This is a genomic window from Rhodococcus sp. K11/5 (genome assembly GCF_055193735.1).
On the sequence record NZ_CM143721.1, the window covers coordinates 4075062 to 4096002 of the forward strand.

The window sequence follows — 20941 nt, forward strand, 5'->3', positions numbered from 1 at the left end:
AGCCGGCCGTCACCAGTCCGACACCGGCGGCCACCGATCGGCGCACGTCCTCGCCGGTGCCCCGGTCGGTCACCCCGGGGTCCGGGGAGCTCGGGCGCGCGGGGATCATGCCCACATGATGGCATCGACGCGCGCCGAGGTTCGCGCGAGGCGTGGTGCCGACCCGTGGGCCCCCGCGTGGTCCGCGGTGCTGGCCGCCGTCGTCCTCGGTCCGCTGCTGGGCGCCCTGGTCCCCGGAGGCGGCTACCTCCTGGTGCGCGACGCCGTGTCGACCCCGCGGTCCTTCCTCACCGATTCCGCCCTCGGGCTCGGCGGCGCGGCCCCGCGCGCCGTGCCCCAGGACGCGGCCGTCGCCCTCGCGTCGTCGGTGGTGGACGGCGGTGCGCTGGTCGTCGCGCTGACCTTCGCCGCCCTGGTCGCGGCCGGGTGGGGCGCCGCGGCGATGGTCACGCGTCTTCTCCCGGGCGGTGCGGGGACCGGCTCGCGGATCGCGGCGGCCACGGTCGCGATCTGGAATCCGTACGTCGCCGAGCGGCTGCTGCAGGGGCACTGGAGTCTGCTCGTGGGGTACGCGATGGTGCCGTGGACCGTCGTCGCCGCCGTCTTCATCCGCGATCGCACCGAGCGGAGTCGGTGGGCCCCGCTGGTCCTGTGCCTGGGCGTAGCCGGGCTGACTCCCACCGGCGTACTGCTGTGCGCGCTGGTCGCGACGGCGGTTCTCGCCGCACCCGGAGGGAAGCAACGAGCGCTACGCGTCGTCGGCGGGGTGGCCGCGGCCGCCGTCGCGTCGGCTCCCTGGCTGGTGGCGACCGCGCTCTCCGCCGCCGGAACCGTGTCCGACCCGGCCGGGGTGGCCGCGTTCTCGGCCCGTGCGGAACCGGGTCTCGGCACCCTCGGATCCGTCGCCGGTCTCGGCGGCATCTGGAATTCCGCGGCCGTCCCGGATTCGCGCACCACCCTGTTCGCGCTGGTCGGCACCGTGGTGCTGCTCGCGCTCGCGGCTGCGGGCGCACCCTTCCTGTACCGCCGGCGGACCCCCGTCCTCACCGTGATCGTGGCGCTCGGCGCCGTGTCGGTGATCGCGGTGGCCCTGGCCGCCACCGGGGTCGGCATCGCCGCCGGCGAGTGGGCCGCCGAACACGTCCCCGGCGCCGGTCTCGCGCGTGACGGACAGAAGTGGGTGGCGCTGTGGATGCCCGCTCTCGCGCTGGGCGCCGCCGCGGCCGTCCGGAATGTCACCCCGGCGCGGACCGCGCTGTGCGTCGGGGCGGTGATCGTGGTTCTGCCCGACCTCGCGTGGGGCGTGCGCGGCGCGCTGACGCCCGTCGTCTATCCGGCGGCGTGGGCCGAGGTCTCGACCCTCGTCGGCGAGTCCGACGCGACGGTCGCCGTGGTGCCGTCGGGAACGTTCCGGGTCTTTCCGTTCGTCGGGGACGCGCCGGTCCTCGACCCGGCCCCGCGCTGGTTCGACGCGGACGTCCTGCAAACAGGGGATCTGCCCGTCGGCGGTACGTCCGTGGCCGGTGAGGGCGACGATGCTCGCGAGGTCGAGACGGCGTTGCTCGACGGCGCCGACCCCGAGGAGCTCGCCCGACGCGGCGTCGGGTGGGTCCTGGTGCAGAAGACCTCCCCCGGTGAGACGGGGATGTCGGCGCGCACCCTCGCCGGGCTCGACGCGGTGTACGACGACGACGATCTGGCGCTTTACGCGATACCCGAGCCGGCGCCGACCGACCGGCCCGATCGCGCACCTGCCGTCGCCGCGCACGCGACGTGGGGGCTGTCGATTCTGTCGGCGGGCGCGGTGTCGATCGCGGGCTTCACCCGACGCCGGTTCAGGACCGCCGCGAGTCGCTGACCAGTCCGGACACCGGGCGGCCGGCCACCCCGGCCCGCAGTACCGACTCGACGTCGTGCGAGCAGCGCGACCACGAGAACTCGCGCGTGCGCTGGCGGGCCTTCTCGCCGAGTTCGCGCCGCAGATCGTGGTCGCCGAGCAGCGTCGCGGTCGCGGCCGTGAGCTCGTCGACGTCCCGGTGGTCCGGCTGGGTGACCCACTCGTCGCCCACCAGCAGCCCGGTGACGCCGTCGATCACGGAGTCGGTGAGTCCGCGCGAATGGCGGTAGCCGACCGTCGGGACGCCGTGCTGGGCCGCCTCGATGACCGCGAGGCCCCAGCCCTCCTTGCGAGACGGCAACAGGTGCACCCACGAGCGCGCCAGGACCTGGTGCTTGCGCTCCTCGGAGACGTGGCCGTGAAAGGTCACGGCGGAGTCGACGCCGCGTTCGCGCGCGTAGGTACGCAGGTTCTCCTCCCACCATCCGCCGCCGATGACGTCGAGGTGCAGGTCCGGCACGGTCGCGCGCAGTGCGGCGACGGCGTCGATCGCGTCCTCGATCTGCTTGTGCGGCACCAACCGCGACAGCACGGCCAGGGTGGGCCGCGCGGCGCGCGTCGCGGGAATTCCCGCCGGGCCGGGGAGGTCGTCGACGCCGTTCCGGACGACGGCGACGCGGGATCGGTCGACTCCCAGCGAGACGAGTTCGTCGGCCGACGGCAGGGACACGGTCACGTACTGGGACGAGCGATGGACCCGCGGGGACAGCCAGGATTCGATCCACCACCCCACCCGGGCCATGACGCGCCCGGCCACCGGCCACTGCTCACGGTGGCAGTGGTGCACCAACACTGTCACCGGGGCTCTGGTGACCGCCGTGGCGAAGAAGGGGATCCCGTTCTGGGTGTCGATCACGGCGTCGGGCCGCAGACCCGCCAGCGGACCGAGCCCGACGCGGGCCGCGAGAAGGGCTCCCAGCGCACGGGGGTACACGGTGAGGCGTCCACCGCCGCGACTGATGCGCACCCCGTCGCGGATCTCCGAACGCGGCGCCCCCGGGTATCGGGCGGTGCGCAGGGTCACCGACATTCCGCGCGCGGCCAACCCGGCCCCCACGTGTTCGAGGTAGCGCTCGCTGCCACCGCCCTGGGGATGACCGGAGTCCCGCCAGCACAGCAGCAGGACTTCTCGCAGTTCACCCACCCGTGGCTCCCTCACCCGTGTCGTTCGTCCCCCGGTCGACGCACTCGTCGTCGGTCACAGTATGACGGTGACCGCGCCGTCGCGGAGCGGTCGGCCTCTAGAGTCGGCTCCCGTGCCCCTGTTCTCCCGACCCGCGACCACCGGGCCCACCGCGCGGCTCGCGGCGCGCGCCACGCTTCGACGGTCGGTGTCGCTGGTGTCGGAGTTCCGATTCGAGCAGAGCGACCCGGCCCGCTTCTACGGAGCTCTCGCGCGCGACACCTCGCGGCTGATCGACGACCTGTGGGCCGACGTCACCGGCCGCCCGCTCGCCGGGTGCACCGTTCTCGACGTGGGCGGCGGACCCGGGTACTTCGCCGATGCGTTCACCGCGGCCGGAGCCGAGTACGTCTCCGTCGAACCCGATCCGTCCGAGATGCACGCCGCCGGTCTCGACGCCCGCGGGTCCGTCCGAGGGTCCGGCACCGCGCTGCCGTTCCGGAGCGACAGCGTCGACATCTGTCTGTCCTCCAACGTGGCCGAGCACGTGCGCGATCCGTGGACGATGGCCGACGAGATGGTGCGCGTCACCCGTCCGGGCGGCATGGTGGTGCTGTCGTACACCATGTGGTGGGGTCCGTTCGGCGGACACGAGACGGGGCCCTGGCACATTTTCGGCGGTGAACGCGCCGCGCGCCGGTACGCCCGGGTGCACGGCCGCGAACCCAAGAACCACTTCGGTGCGTCCCTGTTCCCCATCCGGGCGTCGCACGGGTTGCGTTGGGCGAGAGGCACTCCCGACGCCCGGCTGATGGCCGCGTTCCCTCGGTACCATCCGTGGTGGGCGTGGTGGTGCGTCCGGGTGCCGGGCTTTCGCGAGCTCGCCACGAGCAATCTGGTGCTGGTCCTCGTACCCGCCCGACCGTCGACGACGTGAAACCTCACAGCTCGCGCCGATAGGGTGGTTCCGATGACGTCACTCGCCCTGGACATCGGGGGAACCAAGTTCTCCGCCGCGATCGTGGGACCGGACGGGCGACCGGCGAACCCGTCGCTCGCCGCGACCCCCACCGAGAACGTGTGGGCGGCCTGTGAGCAACTCCTGCGGGGCGTGGTCGAGACGGCCGGGGTGAGCGCCGCCGACGTCACGGCGGTGGGCATCGCGTCGGCCGGGCCTGTCGACACCGTCGCCGGAACCGTCGCCCCCATCAACATCGCCGAGTGGTACGAGGGCTTCGCCGTGGTCGACGCCGTGCGGACCCTGTTCCCGGCGGCCACCGTCACCCTCGCCCTCGACGGCGCCTGCGAGGCGTTGGCCGAACATCGTTTCGGCGCCGCGCGCGGGGTCGACAATCTGCTGGGGATGGTGGTCTCCACCGGTATCGGCGGCGGGATCCTGCTCGACGGCCGTATCGTCCGCGGGCGGAGCGGCAATGCCGGCCACGCGGGCCACATCGTGGTGCCCGGATCGGTCGAACCGTGTACGTGCGGCGGCGTCGGCTGCGTGGAAACCGTTGCGAGCGGACCTAATTCGGTCCGGTGGGCGCAAGCCAACGGGTGGACGGGTACCGACGGAATCGAGCTGGCCGACGCCGCGCGCGCCGACGATCCCATCGCCATCGCCGCTCTCCAGCGCGCCGGCGTCGCGCTCGGTCAGGCCATCGCGTCCGCCGCGGCGCTGCTGGACCTGGAGATGGCGGTGCTCGGCGGCGGCTTCTCCGCGGCCGGCGAGGCGCTGTGGAACCCCATCCACGAGACGGTCGAGATGCACGCGCGGCTCGGGTTCCTGCACGACTTTCGGGTGGTCCCCGCCGAGCTCGGAGCACTCGGGACGCTCACCGGGGCGGCGGCGCTGGTCGGCTGAAGGCCCCGGCGCTCGTGCTCAGCGCGCCGCCCGCGCCCGGCCCGCGCGCACCCTCCAGCGACCTGCGCACCGTGCAGCGTGCGCGTCTCGCTGCAGGGTGCGCGAGTACGGCGCCGCCCCGGATTCCGCCCGGATCCCCCGCACCGCCCTCACCCCCACCGACGAGTGAGGGGCACCCTCGCTCCGTCTGGCGGAATCAGGGTGCCCCTCACTCGGGCCAACGCAGGGTGCGGCGGCGGAACTACCTACGAGTTCAACCGCTGCTTGAGCGCCTCGAACTCGTCCTTGATGCCGGTGGGGAGCTTCTCGCCGACGAAGTCGAACCACTCCTCGATGAGCGGGATCTCCTGCTTCCACTCGTCGACGTTCACCGCGAGCGCCTCGGCGACGTCCTCGGTGGACACGTCGAGCCCCTCGATGTCGAGCGCCTCCGCGGTCGGCACGACACCCACGGGCGTCTCGACACCGGCGGCCTTGTGCTCGATGCGCTCCACGATCCACTTGAGCACGCGGGAGTTCTCACCGAATCCGGGCCACAGGAAGCGCTTGTCCTCGCCGCGACGGAACCAGTTGACGTAGAACACCTTCGGCAGCTTGGACTCGTCGGCGTTCTTGCCGAGGTCGATCCAGTGCTGGAAGTAGTCGCCCACGTTGTAGCCGAGGAACGGCAGCATGGCCATCGGGTCGCGTCGGATGGTGCCGACGGTTCCCTCGGCGGCCGCGGTCTGCTCGGACCCGACGGTGGCGCCCATGAACACGCCGTGCTGCCAGTCGCGCGCCTCGGTGACCAGCGGGACGGTGGTCTTGCGGCGTCCACCGAACAGAATGGCGGAGATGGGCACACCCTGCGGGTCGTCCCACTCTGCGGCCATCGACGGGCACTGCGACATGGGCACGCAGTACCGCGAGTTGGGGTGCGCGGCCTTGGTGTCGGACTCGGGCGTCCAGTCCTTGCCTGTCCAGTCGATCAGGTGCTGCGGGTCGCCCTCGAGGTCCTCCCACCACACGTCGCCGTCGTCGGTCTCGGCGACGTTGGTGAACACCGCGTTGCCCTGTTCGATGGTGCGCATCGCGTTGGGGTTCGAGTCCCAGTTGGTTCCCGGCGCGACGCCGAAGAAGCCGAATTCGGGGTTGACCGCGTAGAGACGGCCGTCCTTGCCGAAGCGCATCCACGCGATGTCGTCACCGATGGTCTCGGCACGCCAGCCCGGAATGGTCGGCTGAATCATCGCGAGGTTGGTCTTGCCGCACGCGGACGGGAAGGCCGCGGCGATGTAGTACGCCTTGTCCTCCGGCGAGATCAGCTTGAGGATCAGCATGTGCTCGGCGAGCCAGCCCTCGTCGTGGGCCATGGCCGACGCGATCCGCAGCGAGTAGCACTTCTTGCCCAGGAGCGCGTTGCCGCCGTAGCCGGATCCGAAGCTCCAGATCTCGCGGGTCTCGGGGAAGTGCGAGATGTACTTGGTGTCGTTGCACGGCCACTTGACGTCCGCCTGGCCCTCGGCCAAGGGCGCGCCGAGCGAGTGCAGTGCCTTGACGAAGAAGCCGTCGCTGCCGAGCTTCTCGAGTACGGCGGCACCCATGCGGGTCATGACACGCATGGAGACGACCACGTACTCGGAGTCGGTGAGCTCGACGCCCAGCTTGGGATCGTCCGCGTCGAGCGGGCCCATGCAGAAGGGGATGACGTACATGGTGCGACCACGCATCGACCCGCGGTACAGGTCGCGCATCGTCGAGCGCATCTCCTCCGGGTCCATCCAGTTGTTGGTGGGCCCGGCGTCGATCTCGCGCTCGGAGCAGATGTACGTGCGGGATTCGACGCGCGCGACGTCCGACGGGTCGGAGTTGCCGAGAAACGAGTTCGGCTTCTTGTCCGCGTTCAGTCGCGTGAAGGTGCCGGCCGCGACGAGCTGATCCGTCAGCCGGGTCCATTCCTCGTCCGAGCCGTCGGCGAACACGACGCGGTCCGGCTGGGTCAGCTCCGCAACCTCGCTCACCCAGGCCAGCAGATCGGCGTGGGTGGTCGGCGGCGTGCCGTCGGTTCCGTCGAGACCCGGAATGGTCGCGGTCATCTTGTCTCCTGGAGTGCTTCAGGAACCGGTTCGTCTACACCGGTGCGGTTCGACCAATTCGTCGCGCCGAGCCGGGTGGACGAACCGTGTGTTCCCAGTGGGCGGGCAACGGGTGTCCTGAAAATAGAGGTTAACGCTGTGATCATCGGATCAGGCAATCGGGGCATGTCCGTTCGCTCACAGAACCGATTCAGGACTTGTCCCGTAAACCGCACTATGTCAGAACATTTGGGCTCCGACCGTCACAACGACCCGCGCTCGCGCATCACCCATCGATCGTCCGCGGACTCCCACGCGATGAAGTCCCCCGACCCGTCGATCATCGTCACCCGATCGGCCGCGGAATCGCCGTCGAGGTCGGCCAGTACCGTCGTCCCGCCGTCCTCGGCGGAGCCGCCGAACACCACGGTGTCGATCGAGCCGTCCCCGTTCGTGTCGAATCCGTCTCCGCCGGCGGCATCGAGGTAGTCGAGAACACCCCACCCCGACCCGACGCGTCCCTCTGCGTCGCCGTCATCGGAAGCATCGACTCCACCTCCATCGAACCCGCCCGGATCACCCGACACCCAGTCCGGTCCCGCCCACTCCGCCATCGTCGCCCCCTCCCGTTCCCACGGTTCGACGCACTCACCGCCCTCCCGGTTCCCCACATCCGCGCACATCCCGTCGCCGGGCCTCCACTCGAACTTCCAGAGCGGCGGCGGCGATCGACCGATCGCACGCGTCCGCCTCGGACCTCGATACGGCATTCCCGCGAGCCCGCGCCTGCGCCGCGCGGGTGAGCCGAGCGTCCACGTCGACCAGCAACGACGCCACCTCCCGCTCCCACGACGCCGCCGCGTCGGCCACCACCTCACCGCCCCATCGCCTCAGCCGGGACCGCGTGGCGGCCGTGCGCCGGACCCGAAAGACGGCCGCCCCCATGACGATCGCGCACACCGCCGACACCCCCACCGACCACGGCCCTCCCAGCGACAGCGCCCACGCCAGCACCCGGCCCACGCCGGCTCCGGCCGACCCACCCACCACGATGCCCAGGACGTCCTCCGCCGACGCCCGGGCCCGCGGAGGCACCGGCTGATCGGTGGCCGACCCCATCGTGATCGGTGGCGATCCGGCGACTTCCGCACCGAGCACCCGGCGCTCGAGGTCCCCCACCGCGTCCGCCGTCGCGGCCGAGAGCGCACGTCCCGCCGCGTCGAGGTCCGCCGCGAGAGCAGCCGGAAACCGCGCGAGCCCGGCCCGGCCGGGACGCGACAGGGCATGAGCCACGCGGGCCGACAGCTCCCGACGTCGAGCGCCGACCTCGTGCACCACCTGCACCCGCACCGACGCCAACCCGACGCGCAGTGCGGTGGCCTGCTCGGACCGGTCCGACCCGACCGGTCGGGCACCGAGCCGAGCCCGACGCGTCCGCATGGCCTCGAGTTCGGCGAGGGCCTCGCGTTCGGTGCGCGCCTCGGACGGACTTCGATCCCCGGCCGCGGCCCGAGCAACCTCGGCAGTCGTCTCGATCACCGTCTCGATCACCTCGCGCACCGTGTCCGTGACCGCCGACCACCCCGCGCTGTCGCCGAACGGTCGGGCCACCGACAGAAAGGTGTCGCTCGAACGCGCCGAGTGCCGACCCAGAACCGCGCGCGTGCGGTCGGCGACGACGTCCCAACCGGCGACGGCGTCGGTACCCACCGTGACGAAGACCCGCGGCACCGCATCCGGCACGGCGGCCGCGGACCCGAGCATCGACGCGCCGATCGGTACCGCCGGGTCGAGGAGGACGAGCGCGACGCGGGCGCGGTCCGGCCCGCACACCCGTCCGCCGACGCCGACGACCACGTCGCGCGCCGCGCCGGCGTCGAGTCCGGGGGAAGCCAGCACGGCGATCCCCGGTCGGACGTCCTCGGTCACCGGGCTCGCCGCACCGCAGCGGCGGGGGCTCCGGCCAGGAAGCTCTCGACCGGCGACCGCACCGACGGTTCGGCGGCCGCCACCGCCTCCAACCCGCCCAGCAGAGCGGCGTCGCGAACCCGTCGGCGACGGGCGATCGCCGCGGCCACCGCCGCTCGCACCGGCTCGGCGTCGAACGCGACGACGGGCGTTCCCACCATGTCGGCCAGCTCGGCCACCGTCGCCACCGAATCCGGGACCAGCTCGATCCGGTTGACCACCACCACCGTTCCCGATGCGTCCCGCCCGGCCAGGACCCGGCGATCCACGGGGTACAGGGCGCGCACGATCACGTGGACGAGGACGTCGTGATCCAGTCGCGGCCAGGGGCGATCCGGATCGTCGACGCCGTGGACCTCCACCGGCGGTTCTTCCGGCACGGGCGGATCCTCGAGCACGGCCAGAACCGTGGACTTCCCCACCCCCGGCCGTCCGGACACGCCGACCGTCAGCGGTGCGCGCCAGCGGGAGACCACCGCCTCGATCTCGTCGCACTTCGCGCCGCGCACCAGCGCGTCGACCGCACCGTCCAGATCGGACCACCCCGTGACCCGCGCCCCCGACCTACCGCTCCCGACATTCGACCCCCCGACATTCGACCCCCCGGACATTCGACCCCCCGATCGCCACCGTAGGCGCCGATTCTGACACGTCGGGCTCCCGTGTTTCCCGACGTCGGGGAGGTGCGAGACATAAAGTCTCAAGTACAACTTCAGACCCAACTGTCCCAGCGGGCCCGGATGAGAGACAATGACCGCATGAAGGACTCCTCTGCCGTCGATGCGCAGCACGTCGAAGGCACAGCGGCCGCCGTCACCACCGAGGGCACTCCCTCCGGAGGGTCGAGGCTCTATCCCCGAGTGACCAGCTTCCGGTCTCGACGCGGCGCGCTCACCGAGCCGCAGCAGGCGTCCTGGGACCGCACCTGGTCGACCGTCGGGCGCGACGTCGCGGACGAACCTCTCGACGCCGACGCCTGGTTCGGTCGATCCGCGCCACTGGTCCTCGAGATCGGCTCCGGCACCGGAACCGCCACCATCTCCATGGCCGCGCGCGAGCCCGACGTCAACCTGGTGGCCATCGAGGTCTACCGGCCCGGGATCGCACAGACCGTCCAGGGCGTCGAACGCGAGGGTCTGACCAACGTGCGGATCCTGCGCGGGGACGCCGCCGACGTGCTCGAGAGCATGGTCACACCGCAGTCCCTGACCGGGGTCCGGGTGTTCTTCCCCGATCCGTGGCCCAAGGCTCGCCATCACAAGCGACGTCTGTTGCAGGCGCCCACGTTTGCGCTCATCGCGGACCGACTTCGACCCGGCGGCGTCCTGCACGTCGCGACCGATCACGCCGATTACGCCGAGCACATCGCCGAGGTGGGGAACGCCGAACCCGGTCTGGTGGCACTGGACTTCGACCCGGAACGACGTACCGTCGAGGGGTCGCCCATCGCGCTCGATCGTCCGGTCACCAAATTCGAGGACAAAGCACAGCGCGTGGGCAGACCCGTGTCCGAATTCGTCTGGGGGAAGAACGCGTGATCGACGACAGTGATCCGAGCGTGGACCCGCGCGACGAGAACGGTGCCGACCCGCGCCGCGAACAACTCGTCGACGAGCGTCACGCCGACGAGGTGAGCAGCGACCTGCGCACCAAGCGCGTGTTGCTCGTCTGGGACGCGCCCAACCTCGACATGGGGCTCGGCGCGATCCTCGGTGGACGTCCCACCGCTGCCTACCGACCCCGCTTCGACGCGTTGGGCCGCTGGCTGCTCGGACGCACCGCCCAGCTGTCGACGAATCACTCCGCCAACCTCGAGCCCGAGGCCACCGTCTTCACCAACATCGCCCAGGGCAGCGCCGACGTCGTGCGCCCCTGGGTCGAGGCCCTGCGGAACGTCGGTTTCGCGGTGTTCGCCAAGCCCAAGATCGACGAGGACAGCGACGTCGACTCCGACATGCTCGAGCACATCGAGCGTCGGGCCCGCGGCGGCGGTCTCGCCGGAGTCATGGTGGCCTCGGCCGACGGCCAGGCGTTCCGCGAGCCGCTCGAGGCCATCGCGGCGACGGGCGTGCCCGTCCAGATCCTGGGGTTCCGCGAGCACGCCAGCTGGGCGGTGGCGTCGGACGTCCTCGAGTTCGTCGACCTCGAGGACATCGCGGGCGTCTTCCGCGAACCTCTGCCGCGCGTGAGCCTGGACTCGCTGCCGGACTCCGGCGCCTGGCTCCAGCCGTTCCGTCCGCTGTCCGCGCTGCTCGTCGGGCGTCAGGGAGTGTCGTAAGTGTTCTCACGTTGGGGCTCGCTGGTCCACCGGTCTCGGTTCACCGTCATCGGTGTCATGGTCGCGTTCCTCCTGGGTCTCGCGGCCTACGGCGCGAGCCTGAGCGATCACCTGTCGCAGAGCGGGTGGGACGACCCGGGCTCCGAGGCCGTGTACGCCGCGCGCACCGCGGACGCGGCCTTCGGGCGTGATCGCACCGGTGACGTCGTTGCGCTCTACACCGCGCCCGAGGGATCCACGGTCGACGATCCCGCCTTCGCCGACACGGTCGCCACTGCTCAGGAGCAGATGCTCGCCGAGCACCCCGACCAGATCGCCGCGATCAACCTCAGCTACTTCCAACAGCCGCTGCCCGCCCTGACCACCCCGGACCGCACGACGGCCATCGCCACGTTCGCGATCGTCGGTGACGACGACACCGAGATCACCAACAACTTCCGCGAGGTGCGGGACGCGTTCCAGATCGAGGGCGTCGACGTTCAGCTCGCGGGGCTGCAGCCCATCGCCAACGCCCTCAACGACACGATGGCCGGCGACATCAAGCGCATGGAGATTCTCGCCATCCCGGTGGTGGGCGTACTGCTGTTCTTCGTCTTCGGTGGCCTCGTCGCCGCCGCGTTGCCGCTCATCATCGGCGGTCTGACCGTCGTCGCCGCCAACGGCCTGGTGCGTCTGTTCACCAACGTCGTCGAGGTCAACAGCTTCGTCGCGCCCGTGGTCTCGCTGATCGGTCTCGGCCTGGCGATCGACTACGCCCTGTTCATCGTCAGTCGATTCCGCGAGGAACTCGGCGACGGCCGCACGACGCAACAGGCGGTCCAACGCTCGGTCATGACGGCCGGGCGCACCGTGGTGTTCTCGGCGACCATGATCGTCGCCAGCCTCGGCGGTCTGCTGCTGTTCCCGCAGGGCTTCCTGAAGTCGGTCGCGTTCGGCGCCATCGCCACCGTCGTGCTCGCTGCGCTGACCTCCATCACCATCCTGCCCGCGATGCTGTCGATCCTCGGACGACGTGTCGACGCGTTCGGCCTCAAGCGGATGCGCACGACCAAGTCCTCGGAGGAGATCGAGAACGGGCCCTGGGGAAAGCTGACCCGCTGGGTCATGCGCAACCCGCTGAAGTCGTCCGTGCCGATCATCCTGGGCCTGCTGATCCTGACCCTGCCCGTCGGCGCGATCCAGTTCGGCGGCATCAACGAGACCTATCTGCCCCCGGACAACCCGACCCGCGTCGCGCAGGCCGAGTTCGACGCCAACTTTCCCACGTACCGCACCGAACCGCTCAAGATCGTCATCGAGGACGCCGAGGGACCGCAGCTCGGCGCGATCCTGCGCGAGGCGTCCACCGCTCCCGGGCTGGTGGAGCCGTTCTCGATCGACCGCAACGAGGGCGGCATCGCCGTGCTCAGCGCCGGCCTGCAGGACCGCAACGTCTCCGAGCCGGCGATCGAGAGCATTCGGTCCATCGACGTGCCCGACGGCGTCACGATGTCCGTCGGCGGCACCCCCGCCATCGAGCAGGACAGCATCGCGGCCCTGGTGGACCGACTCCCGCTGATGGCGGCGCTCGTGGTCCTGGTGACCACGGTGCTCATGTTCCTGACGTTCGGGTCCCTGGTGATTCCGATCAAGGCCGTCCTCATGACGATGCTGGGACTGGGCGCGACGCTGGGCATCCTGACCTTCATCTTCGTGGCGGGCAACGGTGCCGGACTCCTGAACTTCACTCCGGGGCCCATCATGGCGCCCGTCCTGGTGCTGATCATCGCGATCATCTACGGCCTGTCCACGGACTACGAAGTCTTCCTCCTCTCTCGGATGGTCGAGGCGAGGGAGCGCGGCGCGAGCACGTCCGAGGCCATCCGGATCGGCACCTCCCACACCGGCCGCATCATCACCGCAGCCGCGCTGATCCTCATCGTGGTGACGGGGGCCTTCGCGTTCTCCGAGCTCGTGATGATGAAGTACATCGCCTACGGCATGATCGCGGCGCTCATCATCGACGCGACCCTCATCCGCATGTTCCTCGTCCCCAGCATCATGAAGATGCTCGGCGACGATTGCTGGTGGGCACCGCAGTGGATGAAGCGCGCCCAGGAGAAGCTCGGACTCGGCGAACCGCTGCTCGACGCCGACCTCATGCCCGCACACGTTCCCGAGGTCCAGCCCATCGGCGCCGCTCCGCTTCCGCCGCGCACGCGGGACCCGTTGACCCTGCCCATCCCCCGCGTCACCGCCGGGACAGCGACGGCGGCGACGCGGTCCGGGCCCCGGGCTTCCGAGCCCCGGATTTCCGAGCCCCGGGTTTCCGAGCCGACGGTGACCGAGCCCCGGGTTTCCCAGCCCCCGGTCTCCCCGCCTCCGGTGTCCCAGCCCCCGGTTTCCCAGCCCCCGGTGTCCGAGCCCGCCGAATCCGAGCCCTCCTCGCCCGAGACCGGCAGCCCCCGGCCGATCGAGAGCTGGCTTGCCGAGCTGCGATCACCCGCGAAGAACACCGCCCGCGACGCCCGGGCTGGCGACGCCTCCACCAGCAAGGACTCGCGGACAGCGGACGCCGGCACCTCCCGTTCGTACTCGTACGGATCGGTCGGCCACGACGGCATCGACTCCCGTCCATCGCGTCGGGACGCCGATGCGCTGCTGCCCCGCGCCAACGGAAGCAAGGCCAACGGCAACGGCAACGGCAACGGGTCCAACGGCAACGGATCGAACGGCAACGGCAACGGATCGAACGGCGGTGGGTCGAACGGCAACGGCTCCGCCATCGATCCCTGGATCGCCAGCCTCCGCATGCCGTCCCGCGACACCGACGCCCCTACGGACGATGCCGGGGCCGAGTCCGGGCGAACCGAGACCTCGCGACCCGACACCGCACGCCCACGGCCCACACCGCGGCCGAACTGGTGGCTCGACGACGTGGTTCCCGACCGCGCTGACTCGGACTCCGACGCCCCGGTCGATCCCCCGCGGTCGGCGCCGGACTCGGACCGCGCCGCGCAGGACGCGGACTCCGCCGATGCGAGCGAGTCCACCGAGTCCGAGACGCGCAGCGAGCGACGGGCCCGGACCGAGTCCAACGGCAGTGGCCGCCACCACGGCCAGTCCGGTGCGATCAGTGTGAGCGAGCTGCTCGCGCGCCAGCGCCGCCAGTAGGCGACATTTCTGCTCCCCTCCTGTCGAGCACCGGCGGGATCCCGCCGAATCCGAGCGCAAGGGGAGCAAAAAGGTCGTGTGTGCGGGTAGCCGCACACACCAGGAACGCCGGCGTCAGCCGAACATGCGCTTGATGGTCGTCCCGAACGGGTGTTTCGCGGTGACGGATCCGAGGCGAATGCGTCCGCGGACCGTGACCTGCAGGCTCGACGGTCCGCTGGGCCGCGCACCGTCGACACGAGCGGGCGGGTTGCTGCGCACCTTGTTGCTGATGCTGCCACCCACCACCGCGACGTCGTCGGTGTTCACCGAAGCGCCCTCGGCCACCACCAAGGTCAGCGAACTGCAGTAGTCGTCGACCTCGATCAGCACGTGCTCACCGCTGAGCACCGCCGACGTGAAGTCGAGCGTCACCGACGCCATCCGCGTGGTCACCCGCAGCCGCGACGGCACGGACCACTCCCCCGATCGCGTCACGGACGACATGGTGCACCGGATGTCGCCGGCCGCCTCCGCGTGGACCGGGGTGACAGGGTCGGCCACCTGTGCGGGCGGGTTGCCCACGTCGCGTCCGTCGATCCGGATTCCCGGCAGATCGACGAGCACCACGTTCAGTTCTCCGCGGGTCTTCGCCGCGAGCACGGTGTCCATCCGTTCCGTGAACTCGCCGAGCGAGAGCATGCCCTGGCCCACGGCGCGCTGCAGCAGTTGACCCACGTGTTCGCGTTCCGCGTCGCTCACGCGGAGATCTCTGTCGTCCATGCACCGACCCTAGCGACGACCGCGCGACGGCGTAACCCGCAGTGTGAGGACAGGTTAACGGGGACGAAACGTCGGACATCGAGCCGTGACGAACAGTCACTCTGTCGCAACAACTGTGCTCTAGTCTTCCGTTCGAATACAGCGCTGTATACAACGAACACCGCGCTCGACGCTCCCCTCGCCGGACATCGATGTCCGATCCGTCGCCAGAACACCACTGCCGAAAGGTCTCTTTCGTATGCCTTCTGAATCATCTGTGCCGCAACGTCGTTCGAGTTTCCGATCCAGGCGGGCACTCGCCGCACCCGCCCTGCTCGCCGTTCTGGGACTCGCGTTGAGCTCGTGCGGATCGCGGGCCGGGGACACCGAGGCGGCCGACGGAGCCGGCGCCGGCGGCACGTCGTGCGTGGACACCTCCGGAGACAGCGTGAAGGTCGGTTCGCTGAACTCGCTGTCCGGAACGATGGCCATCAGCGAAGTGACAGTGCGAGATTCGATCGCGCTGGCCGTCGAGCAGATCAACGCCGACGGCGGGGTACTCGGCAAACAGATCGACGTCGTCGCCGAGGACGGCGCGTCCGAACCCACCGTGTTCGCCGAGAAGGCGCAGAAACTCATCAGCAGTGATTGTGTCGCAGCGGTTTTCGGTGGCTGGACGTCCTCGTCGCGCAAGGCGATGCTTCCCGTGTTCGAGGACAACGACGCGCTGCTCTACTACCCGGTCCAGTACGAGGGACTCGAGGCCTCGGACAACATCTTCTACACCGGAGCCACCACCAATCAGCAGATCGTCCCCGCCCTGGACTACCTGAAGGAGCAGGGCGTGACGTCGCTGTACCTGGTGGGAAGCGACTACGTCTTCCCCCAGACCGCCAACCGCGTGATCAAGGCCTACGCCGAGGCCAACGGCATCGAGATCCTCGGTGAGGACTACACCCCGCTCGGTGCGACCGACTTCTCCACCATCGTCAACAAGGTCCGCTCCGCCGATGCGGACGCCGTGTTCAACACGCTCAACGGCGATTCCAACGTCGCGTTCTTCCGGGAGTACACCAACGCCGGACTCGATGCCGCCGAGATGCCGGTGCTGTCGGTGTCCATCGCCGAGGAAGAGGTCGCCGGTATCGGCGCCGCCAACATCGCCGGACAGCTGACGGCGTGGAACTACTACCAGACCGTCGACAGCCCGGAGAACTCGACGTTCGTCGAGGACTACAAGGCGAAGTACGGAGCGGACAAGCCGACCAGCGATCCGATGGAAGCGGCGTACACCTCGGTGTACCTCTGGAAGAACACCGTCGAGAAGGCGAATTCGTTTGCTGTCGGCGATGTTCGGGACGCGGCGGACGGCGTCGGGTTCGCGGCCCCCGAGGGCGAGGTCGTCATCGACGGCGACAACCACCACATCACCAAGACCGCGCGCATCGGCGAGATCCGCCCCGACGGACTGATCTACACGGTGTGGGAGTCGCCCGAGGCGATCGAACCGGATCCGTTCCTGGACAACTACGAGTGGGCCGCAGACCTCAACTGACCCGTGTGCCTCGCGCCCCTCTCTCCGACGGGCGCGAGGAGCACAGGCTTTGCAAGGAGCACATATGGACGTCGTCATCGGACAGCTCTTCACCGGCCTGTCCATCGGTTCGATCCTTCTCCTCGCCGCCCTCGGCCTGTCCCTGACCTTCGGTCAGATGGGCGTGATCAACATGGCCCACGGCGAATTCATCATGGCCGGCTCGTACACCGCGTACGTCGTCCAGCAGATCACCTCCACCGGCGGCGCCTCCCTGTTCGTCTCGCTGTTCGTCGGTTTCCTCGTCGGCGGACTGATGGGAGTCCTGCTCGAGGTCACCCTGATCCGGCGGATGTACCACCGGCCGCTGGACACCCTGCTCGTCACGTTCGGCGTCGGGCTGATCCTTCAGCAGTTGGCGCGCGACATCTTCGGCGCGCCGGCCGTCAATGTGGTGTCCCCGCAGTGGCTCTCGGGCGGTGTCGACATCCTGGGCGCCGTCGTTCCCAAGACCAGGATCTTCATCCTGGTGCTCGCCGTCGTCGCCGTGGTGGCACTCTCGCTCGCACTGAAGAAGACGGCTATGGGTCGTCGCATCCGGGCCGTCGTGCAGAACCGCGACCTCGCGGAGACCTCCGGCATCTCCTCGCGCCGCACCGATGTCTCGACGTTCTTCATCGGATCGGGTCTCGCCGGTGTCGCCGGTGTCGCTCTCACCCTGATCGGGTCCACCAGTTCCACGGTGGGACAGAGCTACCTGATCGACGCGTTCCTGGTGGTCGTCGTGGGCGGCCTCGGTCAGATCAAGGGCGCGGTCATCGCGGCCTTCGTTCTCGGAACCCTGAACTCGTTCATCGAGTACAGCACCACCGCGTCCGTCGCCAAGGTCATCGTGTTCGTCCTGATCGTCGTCTTCCTGCAGGCCCGACCCCAGGGACTGTTCGCCGTCAAGACAAGGAGCCTGGTATGAGCACCTTCGTGGCCAAACGTGGTGGGCTGCTGGGCTTCGCCGTCGCCGCCCTCCTGTTGTTCGCGGTGGCTCCGGCCGCCCTGAGCGATTTCCGCCTCAACCTTCTCGCCAAGTTCATCTGCTTCGCGATCGTCGCCGTCGGGATCGGCTTGGCCTGGGGGCGCGGCGGGATGCTCACCCTGGGTCAGGGCGTGTTCTTCGGTCTCGGCGCGTACATCATGGCGATGCACCTCAAGATCGCGGACGCGGAGATACGCGGGGACGACGTGCCGGACTTCATGTCCATCGCCGGCATCCGCGAACTCCCCTCGTACTGGCGACCCTTCACCTCGCCGGTCGTCACGGTGCTGGGCATCGTGTTCGTTCCCGCGCTGGTCGCCCTCCTGCTGGGTCTCGGTGTCTTCAAGCGCCGGGTCAAGGGCGCGTACTTCGCGATCCTGAGCCAGGCCCTGGCGGCGGCGTTCGCGATCCTGCTCGTGGGGCAGCAGAGCACCGGAGGATCCAACGGACTCAACCGCTTCCGGACGTTCTTCGGGTTCAATCTCAACGATCCCGTCAACCGGCAGATGCTGTTCTTCATCGCCGCCGCTGTTCTGCTGGGCGCCGTGGCGATCACCCGCCAGCTGATGTACTCCCGCTACGGCGAGCTCCTCGTCGCGGTGCGCGATCAGGAAGAGCGCGTGCGCTTCCTGGGGTACGACCCGGCGAACGTGAAGATCGTCGCGTACGTCGTGGCGGCCTTCTTCGCCGGCCTGGCCGGAGCGCTGTTCGTCCCGATCGTGGGGATCATCTCCCCCGCCGACATCGGAATCGTCCCGTCCATCGCGTTCCTCATCGGGGTGGCGATCGGCGGCCGCACGACGCTGCTCGGGCCGGTCCTGGGTGCCCTCGGCGTCGCCTGGGCGCAGACCTCGCTGTCCGAGCAGTTCCCGTCGGGGTGGACGTACGCGCAGGGCCTGCTGTTCGTCGTCGTCGTCGGCTTCTTTCCCGCCGGGGTGGCCGGACTCTTCGCGCTTCGCCGGCGCCGCGCCGAACCGGCCGTCGAGGCCGACCGCACCATCGACCAGAAGGAATCGGTCTCATGATCCACATCGACTCCCACCAGCCCACGTTCGGCGGAAACGCCGGCATGTCGAGCCAATACCTCGAAGTACGCGGTCTCACCGTGAGTTTCGACGGGTTCAAGGCCAACACCGACGTCGACCTCACCCTCATGCAGGGAGACCTCCGATTCCTCATCGGGCCGAACGGCGCCGGCAAGACGACCCTGATCGACGCCATCACCGGGCTCGTCCCGGCAACCGGGTCGATCACCAAGTCCGGGGTGCAGCTGCTGGGCAAGAAGGTGCATCAGATCGCCCGCCTGGGGATCGGGCGAACCTTCCAGACGGCCAGCATCTTCGAGCAACTGACGGTGCTGCAGAACCTCGACATCGCGGCGGGTTCGGGTCGGTCGGTCCTCACCATGCTGCGACGACGCAAGACCGTGGACGCCGCGATCGAGGAGGCCCTCGAGACCATCGGTCTGACCGGAGAGCGAGACAAACCTGCCGGAATCCTCGCCCACGGGCAGAAGCAGTGGCTCGAGATCGGAATGCTGTTGGTGCAGAACGCCGACGTGCTCCTGCTCGACGAGCCGGTGGCGGGCATGAGCCACTCCGAGCGTGAGCAGACGGGACAGTTGCTGCAGCGCATCGGGTCCGAACGGACCGTGGTGGTGGTGGAGCACGACATGGACTTCATGCGACAGTTCGCCACCTCGGTCATGGTCCTCGCGGGCGGAAAGGTGCTCGCGGAGGGCACCGTCGCCGAGGTCCAGGCCGACCCCAGGGTCCAGGAGGTCTACCTCGGAACCGCCGCCGCCGGTGGCGAGTTGGACACCATCGCGGAAGGAGGACCCGACCATGCTTGAACTACTCGACGTCCGTACCGGGTACGGCCGGAGCGAAGTGGTGCACGGTGCCACCCTCACGGTCCCGGCCGACGGCGTGGCCGCGGTGATGGGACACAACGGCGCCGGCAAGACCACGCTTCTGCGCGCGGCCGTCGGTCTGCTGAAGGTCACCTCGGGCACGGTCCGGTTCGACGGGGAGGACATCACGTCCCTGCGTCCCAGCGCGCGGGTGTCGCGGGGGCTCGCCTACGTACCGCAGGGTCAACAGTCGTTCGGGCAGTTGACGACCGCCGAGAACCTGCAAGTGGTCGCCGACGGACGCAGGCGCGGAAAGGCCCTGATCGACGAGGCGCTCGACATGTTCCCGGCCCTGAGGGAACTGCTCGGTCGCCGCGCGGGGCTGCTCTCGGGTGGGCAGCGCCAACAGCTCGCCATCGCTCGGGCACTCATCACCGAACCTCGACTGCTCATTCTCGACGAACCGACCGAGGGCATTCAGCCCTCGGTGGTGGCGGAGATCGAGCGCACCATCCTCGACCTGACCCGACGCGGTGGGTTGGGGGTGCTGTTGGTGGAGCAGCACATCGGGTTCGCGCTCGAGTCGGCCGAGAAGTACTACATCATCGAGTCCGGTCGCATCACCTCGTCCGGTCCGGGCGGATCGTCGTCCGAGGCCGATGTCCGTGCGGCGATGGCGATCTGACCCGTGCTCGGATCGCAGGACACCTCCCACACGGCCATCGGCGGCGTCGGCCCGCTGCGCGAACAGGTCTACGTCGCAATGCGACAGGACCTCATGTCCGGAGTGTTCGACCCGACGGCCCGACTGCGCGAGGAGCGGCTGGGAGAGATCTACGGTGTCTCGCGCACCCCGGTGCGCGAGGCGCTGGCCCGGCTCGAGTCCGACGGCCTCGTCCAGCGGCAGGACACCGGGATGTACCCGTACCGGCCGCGGTTCGACGATCTGGCCGGGTTGTACGAGCTCCGGATCACGTTGGAACTGCGCGGGATCACCCGCATCGTCGAACCGGCCCCCGACGCCGAGCCCCCGGTCCACGATCACGACGTGCTGGGCCCGGTGGTCGATCACTGGCGGGTCCTGCGCACCGCGATGCCGGCCCCCGACGCCGGTTTCGTCGCGCAGGACGAGCAGTTCCACGTGGCCCTGCTGCTGTCCTCGGGCAACGCCGCTCTCGCCGACGCTCTGACGGCGGTGAACGCCCGGATCCGGCCGGTACGCATGTTCGACTACCTGACCGCCGATCGAATCGCGGCCACGATCGACGAACACATCCAGGTCGGTGAGCTCGTGCTGGCCGGCGAACTGGCGCAGGCCGATCTGGCTCTGCGTGCCCACATCGACGAGTCGCGCCGCGTCGTGATCTCCCGCGCCGCCGAGGCGCTGTCGATGTCCAGAATCGCTCTTTCCGTGCGGGATTGACGCCCGCTCACTACTGCAGGACGG

The 20941-nt window shown here is 69.7% G+C and carries 18 protein-coding genes; 12 read left to right on the plus strand and 6 right to left on the minus strand.

Going from position 1 to position 20941, the window contains the following annotated elements:
* Positions 1–118: 118 nt before the first annotated feature.
* On the plus strand, positions 119–1858 hold the full coding sequence (locus ACY466_RS19020; RefSeq protein ID WP_463252364.1) for a hypothetical protein: 1740 nt from the start codon (positions 119–121) through the stop codon (positions 1856–1858).
* On the opposite strand, the gene ACY466_RS19025 is transcribed toward ACY466_RS19020, so the two are convergent.
* A complete protein-coding gene (locus tag ACY466_RS19025; RefSeq protein ID WP_463252365.1) occupies positions 1836–3032 on the minus strand; it encodes a glycosyltransferase family 4 protein in 1197 nt (398 codons plus the stop codon). The two genes, ACY466_RS19020 and ACY466_RS19025, sit on opposite strands and share 23 nt — an antisense overlap.
* Before the next feature lie 121 nt (positions 3033–3153).
* On the opposite strand from ACY466_RS19025, the gene ACY466_RS19030 reads away from it, so the two are divergent.
* Together ACY466_RS19030 and ACY466_RS19035 are read left to right on the plus strand one after the other, a co-directional pair.
* Positions 3154–3957 (plus strand): class I SAM-dependent methyltransferase, encoded by an 804-nt coding sequence (locus tag ACY466_RS19030; RefSeq protein WP_463247889.1) that lies wholly within the window; start codon positions 3154–3156, stop codon positions 3955–3957.
* 33 nt (positions 3958–3990) lie between these two features.
* Entirely contained in the window at positions 3991–4884 is an 894-nt protein-coding gene (locus tag ACY466_RS19035; RefSeq protein ID WP_463247892.1) for an ROK family protein, read from the plus strand.
* 245 nt (positions 4885–5129) lie between these two features.
* On the opposite strand, the gene ACY466_RS19040 is transcribed toward ACY466_RS19035, so the two are convergent.
* The 4 genes from ACY466_RS19040 to ACY466_RS19055 form a co-directional block, all read right to left on the minus strand.
* Complete coding sequence (locus ACY466_RS19040; protein WP_463247896.1) at positions 5130–6959, minus strand: phosphoenolpyruvate carboxykinase (GTP); 1830 nt, start codon at positions 6957–6959, stop codon at positions 5130–5132.
* A gap of 242 nt (positions 6960–7201) precedes the next feature.
* Positions 7202–7552 carry a DUF6802 family protein gene (locus ACY466_RS19045; RefSeq protein WP_463247900.1) on the minus strand — a complete coding sequence of 117 codons (351 nt, stop codon included), beginning with the start codon at positions 7550–7552 and terminating at the stop codon, positions 7202–7204.
* 34 nt (positions 7553–7586) lie between these two features.
* Entirely contained in the window at positions 7587–8867 is a 1281-nt protein-coding gene (locus ACY466_RS19050) for a hypothetical protein (protein WP_463247903.1), read from the minus strand.
* Positions 8864–9415, minus strand: coding sequence for a hypothetical protein (locus ACY466_RS19055; protein WP_463247907.1), 552 nt, complete (start codon positions 9413–9415; stop codon positions 8864–8866). Before ACY466_RS19055 ends, ACY466_RS19050 begins: the two co-directional genes overlap by 4 nt.
* A gap of 231 nt (positions 9416–9646) precedes the next feature.
* On the opposite strand from ACY466_RS19055, the gene trmB reads away from it, so the two are divergent.
* The 3 genes from trmB (at position 9647) to ACY466_RS19070 (ending at position 14337) form a co-directional block, all read left to right on the plus strand.
* Positions 9647–10444 carry a tRNA (guanosine(46)-N7)-methyltransferase TrmB gene (trmB, locus tag ACY466_RS19060; protein WP_463247911.1) on the plus strand — a complete coding sequence of 266 codons (798 nt, stop codon included), beginning with the start codon at positions 9647–9649 and terminating at the stop codon, positions 10442–10444.
* A gap of 92 nt (positions 10445–10536) precedes the next feature.
* A complete protein-coding gene (locus tag ACY466_RS19065) occupies positions 10537–11184 on the plus strand; it encodes an NYN domain-containing protein (RefSeq protein ID WP_463252366.1) in 648 nt (215 codons plus the stop codon).
* Positions 11185–14337: an MMPL family transporter gene (locus tag ACY466_RS19070; protein WP_463247914.1), complete on the plus strand. Its 3153-nt coding sequence runs from the start codon at positions 11185–11187 to the stop codon at positions 14335–14337. It abuts the gene before it with no gap.
* Between the two features lie 114 nt (positions 14338–14451).
* On the opposite strand, the gene ACY466_RS19075 is transcribed toward ACY466_RS19070, so the two are convergent.
* On the minus strand, positions 14452–15099 hold the full coding sequence (locus ACY466_RS19075) for a DUF1707 SHOCT-like domain-containing protein (protein WP_463247918.1): 648 nt from the start codon (positions 15097–15099) through the stop codon (positions 14452–14454).
* Positions 15100–15337: 238 nt separating this feature from the next.
* On the opposite strand from ACY466_RS19075, the gene urtA reads away from it, so the two are divergent.
* From urtA to ACY466_RS19105, 6 genes are all read left to right on the plus strand, one after another.
* Positions 15338–16633: an urea ABC transporter substrate-binding protein gene (gene urtA / locus ACY466_RS19080; RefSeq protein WP_463247921.1), complete on the plus strand. Its 1296-nt coding sequence runs from the start codon at positions 15338–15340 to the stop codon at positions 16631–16633.
* A gap of 64 nt (positions 16634–16697) precedes the next feature.
* The gene (urtB, locus tag ACY466_RS19085) at positions 16698–17582 is read left to right on the plus strand and encodes an urea ABC transporter permease subunit UrtB (protein WP_463247925.1); all 885 of its coding nucleotides are present in this window, start codon (positions 16698–16700) and stop codon (positions 17580–17582) included.
* Positions 17579–18667, plus strand: a complete 1089-nt coding sequence (gene urtC, locus ACY466_RS19090) for an urea ABC transporter permease subunit UrtC (RefSeq protein WP_463247928.1) — start codon at positions 17579–17581, stop codon at positions 18665–18667. The genes urtB and urtC overlap by 4 nt, the downstream gene beginning before the upstream one ends.
* A complete protein-coding gene (gene urtD, locus ACY466_RS19095; RefSeq protein WP_463247932.1) occupies positions 18664–19494 on the plus strand; it encodes an urea ABC transporter ATP-binding protein UrtD in 831 nt (276 codons plus the stop codon). Before urtC ends, urtD begins: the two co-directional genes overlap by 4 nt.
* Positions 19487–20179 carry an urea ABC transporter ATP-binding subunit UrtE gene (gene urtE, locus ACY466_RS19100; protein ID WP_463247936.1) on the plus strand — a complete coding sequence of 231 codons (693 nt, stop codon included), beginning with the start codon at positions 19487–19489 and terminating at the stop codon, positions 20177–20179. Before urtD ends, urtE begins: the two co-directional genes overlap by 8 nt.
* 78 nt (positions 20180–20257) lie before the next feature.
* Entirely contained in the window at positions 20258–20917 is a 660-nt protein-coding gene (locus tag ACY466_RS19105; protein ID WP_463252367.1) for a GntR family transcriptional regulator, read from the plus strand.
* Positions 20918–20941 lie beyond the last annotated feature (24 nt).